Here is an 8,254-nt window from a genome sequence, read left to right as displayed (position 1 = left end):
TTCATTCAGCGTCAATAATTCAACGCCGACCAATCCGCCGCCGGCGTCGGCGACCAATGACGTCGTCTGGGTGAACGACGCGGTGCCGACCGGCGCATGGACCGGCGCGGATTACGGCGATTCATGGAATTGGGTCGGCGGCAATCCGACTCCTTATTCGGGTGCACTTGCGCATCAATCCGCGTTGGTGACCGGCGTTCACAGTCATTATTTCTCCGGCGCGACCGCTACACTGCCGGTCAGCATCGGCGACAAGATGTTCACCTACGTTTATCTTGATCCGGCCAGCCCACCGCAGGAAGTCATGCTCATGTGGTCTGATGGCGCATCGTGGTCCCACGCCGCCTATTGGGGCGCGAATCTGATTCAGTGGGGCGCGAACGGCACCGCGAGCCAGTATCCCGCAGGCGCGTTGCCTGCGGCCGGGCAATGGGTGCGTCTGGAAGTGCCCGCCAGTCTGGTGGCGCTCGAAGGCAGCGCAGTTTCGGGAATGCAATTCGTCTTATACGACGGCCGCGCGACATTTGATCTGAGCGGCAAGTCTTCACAGACCGCGGCGTCGGACGCCACGCCACCCACTGTTTCCATGACCGCTCCCGCGAATGGCGCGACAGTTTCCGGCTCGTCGGTCGCGGTCACAGCGAACGCCTCGGACAACGTCGGCGTCTCCAGCGTACAGTTCAAGTTGGACGGCGCGAATCTGGGCGTACCGTTTAGGACCGCGCCTTACAACCTGGGTTGGGATTCAACCGCCGTGGCCGATGGCTCGCATTCATTGACGGCAGTGGCTACCGACGCCGCGGGCAATCAGGCTACGGCGACGCTGGCGATGGTTACGGTCAGCAATTCGTCCGTCGTCACAAATCTGTCTTACGCCACTCTTCCGAGCTGGGTCGGCGCGGCTACACACAACTGGAAACCACGCCTCGGTGGTGTTTACTGGTTGGACAGCCTCGCGGTGGTCAAGCAAGCCGCCCCGTATCTTCAACAGTCCTCCAGGCCGGTCCTCGTGGATATCAAAACAGATGCGACCGGATTCGGCTATCGTTTCGACCTCAACTCGTGGGACGCCAAATCAGCAATTCATTCGTACTATTCGTGGGACGGCACCGACAGCGGCACCCCTGCCTCGCCCGAAGATGCCATGAACATTTTCGGTGCGACAGGTAACGCCGAGTTCATCCTGAACATTCCCATCCCGCTTTTTCTGACCAACAGCCCGTCGAGCAATTGGGGGTACGACGGTTTCGGGTACACGTGGCAAACGGCGCAGTTTTATGCCGCGATGACGCAGTACCTCGTTGGCACGGCCGGGCCGCAATCCGAGTGGCAGAGTCTTCCGACCACTCTGGACTTCTTCTCGCAACCGGCCAGTTTCAATTGGGCGAATCTCCGGGCGCGACGCGGCCATTTGGCTCCGTACCCGGTGGTCGCGTTCATTATCGGTTCGGAACCTTACAACATCGAAGGTACATCGAACGGGTCTTTGTACGGTCCGCAGGCGGAAAAATTTCGCGTCGCGATTCGCAACCGCGGCGTGAGTGCTCCGTTGGGCCTCCATGTTCATGACATGGGCTATGTCGACGATCCTCAAAGGTTGTGGTTCTGGCCTATGATGTCGGCTGTCACCGCGAGCGATTTCAGCTTCATGGATCTGGAGCACTACTACCAGTTCTCGAGCGTGCAGGAGGACTTCAAGAGGACGTTCCCGGTTTCGATCAATCCGAACGCCGCCTACTGGATGCCGAAATCCTCGTGGAAATCCGATTACACGAAATTTCTCTGGATCGTCGAAGACACGCGCAACGCCATTCGCGACGACAACGCGGTTGTGGGCCTGGGCAATCCGGGCCGGTGGCAGCTCGGTTTCAGTGAACACGGCATCCAGGTCACCTCTCAGTTCACCTATAACGACATGTTCAGTGCCATGCACTGGGCAGGATGGCTGGCCGAATCCATGCGCCAGAACGTCGCGTGGGATTCGGGCTGGACGCTCGTGGCGGAAGGCTTTTCACACGGGCAGCTCCAGGTGAGGGATGGCTACGTCACCCGCACGCCGATGTTCTTCGTCTACCAAATGGCTCAGGAATTCTACGGCTATGATTGCTTGACCAACAATTACTCAAGCGCAATGGGCTCGACCACGGACAATATTGGCAATCCTGTCCAATTTCCCTGGACGACTGTGCGCACCTTCCGCGATCCCGCGACGGGCAATATCCACCTCTTCGTGCTCAACCAAAGCCTGACGGATACCGCCACAATCTCTGGTTTCGAAAACTGGAACATCATCAGTTGGAAGCAGCTCAAGGGTACCAGCTACAGCGACAGCAACCCATTGGGGGTTGCGGGAGCGGAGCCGGTTCAGACGGTCGCGGTGCCCTTGCCCTCCGCCGGTTTGCCGCTGGCTATCGCGCCCGTATCGGTGAATCACATCGTTCTGGCTGGCTCAATTGACACAGGAACTCCTGTGCCCGACATCATTGCTCCCGCTGTCTCCATCAGCGCCCCGGTGAACGGAGCGACAGTGTCCGGTTCTTCGGTGACGGTGTCGGCGAACGCGACGGACAACGTCGGGGTGACGGGGGTGCAGTTCAAGCTGGATGGCGCGGACCTGGGCGGCGAAGACACCAGCGCACCCTATGGCGTGACGTTGAATACCACGACTCTCACTGACGGTGCCCACACGCTGAGCGCCGTGGCCCGCGACGCCGCCGGCAATCAGACGACGGCTGCGGCCATTTCTGTGACGATCAGCAATTCGGCGCCGGCGTCCACGCCGACGGTCAGTATCACCAGCAACGACGCGACGGCAACAGAAGGGGTGAGTGACACGGCGTCCTTCACGCTGACGCGGACCGGGAGCACGGCCACTGACCTGATCGTGACCCTGCAGTCCACCGGAACGGCGACGAAGTGGGATGATTATCGTCGTCCGGTGGAAGGGGACATGCCGGACGCATGGACGATTCCAGCGGGGGCGAGTTCGGTGACGATCACGATCGTGGCGGTGGACGACACTCTGGTCGAGGGGCCAGAGACAGCGACGCTGACGATTCAGCCGGGCACGAACTACAACGTCGGCACTTCGAACAGCGTTACCCTCACACTCCTGGATAACGACAGCGGGACCGTTCCATCGAATCCAACGGTAACTGTCGTCGCGAACGACGCGAACGCGTCGCGAGTCGGTCCTGATAATGGTGCGATTACGATTGTCCGGACCGGCGATACAACATCAGCCTTGACCGTGAACTATTCCCTAGGAGGCACGGCTGTGAACGGGACCGACTACGCCATGGTAAGCACGTCCGTGACGATTCCCGCGGGCGCGTCATCGGCGGTGATCACGGTTGTGCCGAAGACTGCCACCAGCTATGTCGGCGCGAAGACCATGACGATCACATTGTCCGTGAACGCGGCATATACAATCGGCTCGGCGAACAGCGCTAGCGTGACGATCGCCGGAAACAACGTGCCGGTCACCTCGCTCCGTAAAGCGCCTGCCAACGGCGGCATGGTTATCACGTGGTCTAGCCAGGCCGGCAAGACGTATCGCGTCGCCGACAAGAGCAGTTTGACCGACCCGTGGGTTGATCTGAGCGGGAACATCACGGCCGCGGGTCCGTCCACCTCGTGGACAGACACCACCGCGGGCGCTTCCAAGCAACGCTTCTATGCGGTGTACGGGACGAATTAGTCCGACAATCAAACCTCCTCGAGCAACGGCGGCCAAACGGCCGCCGTTTTTGTTTGTCCTACAGGGATGCCAGCCCGGGTCGGGTATTCACCCTATTTGCCAACAGACGTTCACCTCATACGATGGCGGCCATGATACAGTGATTGGTTGCTCACCAACTTGGTCATTCCGGTTCTTCACCTGTTGACTCAATGCACATCCCTCACTTTTTTTCAGTGGAGTTTTGTCCGGGTTTTTGTCTGGTCAAAGTTGTCGCGATTGCGGCTGGTCGTCGCACTCGTGGCCGCATCGTCAATTGACGCGCCAACGCATGGTTCCGATTTCGATGGGATGGTCATTTAATCGAAGCGCTGGGGTCTTGACCCTATTGTCACACGAGGGAGTTATGGAATTAGTCTGTTGAACCGTCCGCTGCAAACCTTATGAAAAAAAACGGAACGAGCCCTTGGAGTTTTCAGAAAGTAAAACTTCGGCCTTCGGAAGCGGAATCGAAAATGGCAACGCCGTTTCAGTCGGTCACCGCCGGCCGCGGCACCACCATTGTTGGCGTTCTGTGGAGCCTCTTGTTGGTTGCGCCCCTGGCGGCGGATTCGCCATTGACGAACGATGTGTCGCTGGCGATGCCAGCGCCCGGGTCCTATCAGTTGAGGGTATTGGAGCCGGATCTCCTGGAGCTGGATCTGATTAACACCAAGGCACCCGACCCGGCGCGCGTGGCTGTCTGGGATTACGTGAGCGACACAAGCCAGTTGCAGTTGCCGGCTCCGCAGGATTTCGCGGTAACAGTCGGCGCTCAGCCGGCGCTCGTGCAGTCTGTCGGCTTCAAACGGCGTGTCCTTTACGCTCCGCTCAAGCAACGAGACTTGCGCATTGGCAACTCCGTTTACCTCAAGCTTGCCTCGCCGGTCACGGAGGGGCAGATCGTGGAAGTCAACAGCCTCTCGGCAGGAAGTTGGCCCGTGGGAGAGCAATTCGTGACGACGATGGATCCTTTGCGGTTTAATCCCGCCATCCACGTCAACCAGGTCGGCTACGTTCCCTCGTTCCCGAAAAGGGCGATGGTCGGATATTACCTCGGCAGCCTGGGTGAGATGGACATTCCCGCATCGGTTGGATTCAAACTCGTGAACGTACGGACCGGCAGCGATGTCTATCAGGGCAGTCTTACACCAAGGCCAGACGTCGGTTACACCTACACGCCGACCCCTTATCAAAAGGTTTTTGAAGCGGATTTCAGCAGTTTCTCCAACGCGGGCGAATACAAATTGGTCGTACCTGGCCTCGGTGCGTCATTGCCGTTCCTCATTGACGATGGATCGGTGATGGCATTCGTGCGCACGTACGCACTCGGATTGTATCATCAACGCTGCGGCACGAGCAACGCGCTGCCGTTCACGCGCTTCGTTCACGGTGCCTGTCACGTGGCACCGGCCGCCATTCCTCTGCCGTCGTCCTCCTTCGCCTTCACCTGGAACACAATCTCCAACTACGCAGCGCAGGCCAACTCGGACAATCCCCCGCAACAGGCGCCCCGGCTGATGAACGAAGCGTCGCAACTCTACCCGTTCGTCAATACGGGCCAGATCGATGTGTCCGGCGGACATCACGACGCGGGCGATTACAGCAAGTACACCATCAACAGCGCGGCGCTCATCCATTATCTCGTGTTTGCCGTGGACGCGTTTACCGGTGTGGGCGCGCTCGACAATCTGGGCATTCCGGAAAGTGGCGATGGCAAGAGCGATCTGTTGCAGGAGGCCAAGTGGGAGGCCGATTTTCTGGCGAAGATGCAGGATGCCGACGGTGGATTTTATTTTCTGGTTTATCCAAGGAACCGTGAATACGAGAACAACGTGCTCCCTGACCGCGGCGATCCGCAGGTGGTCTGGCCGAAGAACACCGCGGTGACCGCCGCCGCGGTTGCCGCGCTGGCGCAGTGCGGGTCCTCGCCTCTGTTCAAAAAGCAGTTTCCCGACGCCGCAACGAACTATCTGGCCAAGGCGCAACTGGGCTGGAGTTTTCTGACCAACGCGATCGCGAGATATGGCAAGGCGGGCGCGTACCAAAAACTCACGCATTACGGAGATGAATTCACCCACGACGACGAGTTGGCCTGGGCTGCGTGCGAATTGTTTCTGGCCACGGGCGCGCCGGCGTACCATCAACAGCTTATGGAATGGTATGATCCGGGCGACGCCGCCACCGTTCATTGGGGCTGGTGGCGGTTGTTCGAGGGTTACGGCTGTGCAGCCCGCAGCTACGCCCTTGCCGTGAAAACGGGCCGGCGCAAGTTGAATGAACTGGACCCTATTTATCTGACCAAGTGTCAGAACGAAGTCGTCAAAGGCGCGGAAGACCAGCTCCGATGGGCCCAGAACGGCGCCTACGGCGCCAGTTTTCCTTCTGAGACGAAGCGCGTTCGCGACGCTGGCTGGTTTTTTTGCAGTGAGCGGGCATTCGACATCGCCGTCGCTTACCAGCTCTTTCCGCGTTCCCAAACCGAATCGCTGGTGGACCCGCGTCACGATTATCTCGACGCGATACTGGGCAACCTGAACTACGAGGGCGGCTGTAATCCGGTGAACGTCACCTACCTCACCGGTTTGGGATGGAAGCGCCAACGCGAGATCGTCCACCAATACGCGCAAAACGACCGGCGGGTCCTCCCGCCGACAGGAATTCCGCTGGGCAACATTCAATCCGGATTCCAATACATCAACAACTATGGGTCGGAACTCGGCGCATTGGTGTTTCCGCCCGACGGCGCGGCGGTGGCGCCTTATCCTTATTACGACCGCTGGGCTGACACATTCAACACCAGCACGGAGTTCGTGGCGGTGGACCAGGCCCGTGCGCTGGCCAGTCTCGCCTTTGTAGCAACGCTGACATCGGCGGCGACCCAATCGTGGAACACGGTTACCGCACAGATTACCGGTCTGCCGGTTCAAGGCGGCCTGGGCAGTCCCGTCACGGCGGGGCTTCAAGTTGTCGGCATGGATTTGACGAATGCGCGGGTCGTGTGGGAAGCGAGGGACCAGGAACCCGACTCTGGAAACACATTCACCTTCTCGCCCATCAACTGGGGGACGCAGTGGGTGGAGGCGGAAGTGCAATGGCCGAATGGCCGCCGCGCTTTCGCTGCGACAAACTTCGTCGCCACAAACAATCTGCCCACGGTGACCGTGGTTTCCACCATTGCGCAAGCGTTTGAGCTCGGGCAAAAGCCAGGCGAATTTACCATTGCGCGGACTGGAGACACCTCCGTGCCTTTGACGGTGAATTATCAATTCAGCGGCACGGCCCTCAAATGGGACGATTATCGTCGTCCGCAAGGCGACGTGCCGGAATCCATTACCATTCCCGTGGGAGAGACTTCGACCAAATTAACGCTAGTGCCGGTTGACGACAAGCTGCTGGAGGGACCTGAAACCATCATCCTCACAATTTCGACGAACGCGGTCTACAACACGGGGCCATCCAATCGCGCCACCATCATCATTCAGGACAACGAGTTGCCGCCGCACACCAGCACCGGACCGGACAGCGACGGGGATGGACTGAGTGACACAGACGAAGGGGTGGCTGGTACGGACGTGCATAACGCGGATTCAGTATTCAAAATCGTTTCGCTGGTCCGCGACCAGAGCGGCAACGTGACAATCACGTGGAACAGCGTTCCCGGCAAGTCCTACCTGGTCGCATGCAAAGATAATGCCGAAGACACGTTCTGGTCGGATGTGAGCGGGCCGATTACGTCTGGCGGCGCAACGACGTCCTGGACCGATATAAACGCAGGCCGGCGGCCGCGCCGGATTTACTGCATCGTCGTGACGTGACCGGCCGCCGAGCGCGTTCAGGAGCGGACTAGGCCGCCGGTTGTTGGCTTCCGAAACCTCTCGACGTTTCGATGATTCCTTTCGCGATCGCGTAGCGCGTAAGTCCGGCCACGTCGTGGATGTCGAGCTTATGCATGAGTTGTTGCCGATGTTTCTCAACGGTTTTGATGCTGATGAACAGTTCGCCTGCAATTTGTTTGTTGGCGAATCCTTCGGCAATTAGCTGAAGCACCTCTAATTCGCGGGGCGTAAGCTTGGGTGATTTCCTGTCGCTCGGGGGCTTCCCTATTGAAGCGCGGTAATGTTCCAGGAGGCGTTTTGAAATGGCCGGGCTGAAGAAGGCGTTGCCTTTCCTGGCTTCGCGGATCGCGGCCACCAGATCCTGCGCGGCGGTTTGCTTCACGAGGTAACCGGATGCCCCCGCATCGGTCAATTGCTGCACATATTCATCGTCGCTGTGCGAAGACAGGATGAGTACTTTGGACTTGGGATTGTCGCGACTGATCTGTCGTGTCGCCTCCAATCCGTTGAGTGACGGCATGGCGATATCCATCACAACCACGTCTGGTTGCAGGCGTTTGACCATTTGCACGGCCTGCCGGCCGTTTTCGGCTTCGCCGACAACGCTCATGTCTTCCTCGGCTTCCAGCAGTGCGCGGAGGCCCTGTCTGACCACGGTGTGGTCGTCCACTAAAAACACGTTTATTTTTTGCATAGG

At 59.1% G+C, this 8,254-nt stretch carries 3 protein-coding genes; 2 read left to right on the top strand and 1 reads right to left on the bottom strand.

Annotated features, from left to right (window positions below; translation table 11 throughout):
- Positions 1-3,700, top strand: a 3,700-nt coding sequence (locus VN887_19770) for an Ig-like domain-containing protein (protein HXT42256.1), incomplete at its 5' end; no start/stop codon positions are given.
- A 494-nt stretch (positions 3,701-4,194) separates the two neighbouring features.
- The gene (locus VN887_19765) at positions 4,195-7,536 is read left to right on the top strand and encodes a glycoside hydrolase family 9 protein (protein ID HXT42255.1); all 3,342 of its coding nucleotides are present in this window, start codon (positions 4,195-4,197) and stop codon (positions 7,534-7,536) included.
- A 28-nt stretch (positions 7,537-7,564) separates the two neighbouring features.
- Here VN887_19765 and VN887_19760 read toward each other — a convergent pair whose 3' ends face one another.
- On the bottom strand, positions 7,565-8,251 hold the full coding sequence (locus VN887_19760; protein HXT42254.1) for a response regulator transcription factor: 687 nt from the start codon (positions 8,249-8,251) through the stop codon (positions 7,565-7,567).
- Between the last annotated feature and the right edge of the window lie 3 nt (positions 8,252-8,254).

It is taken from the genome of Candidatus Angelobacter sp. (genome assembly GCA_035607015.1).
Taxonomy (GTDB): Bacteria; Verrucomicrobiota; Verrucomicrobiia; order Limisphaerales; family AV2; genus AV2.
The sequence above is the reverse complement of the archived record's forward strand: the minus strand, read 5'-3'. Positions and strand labels throughout refer to the sequence as shown.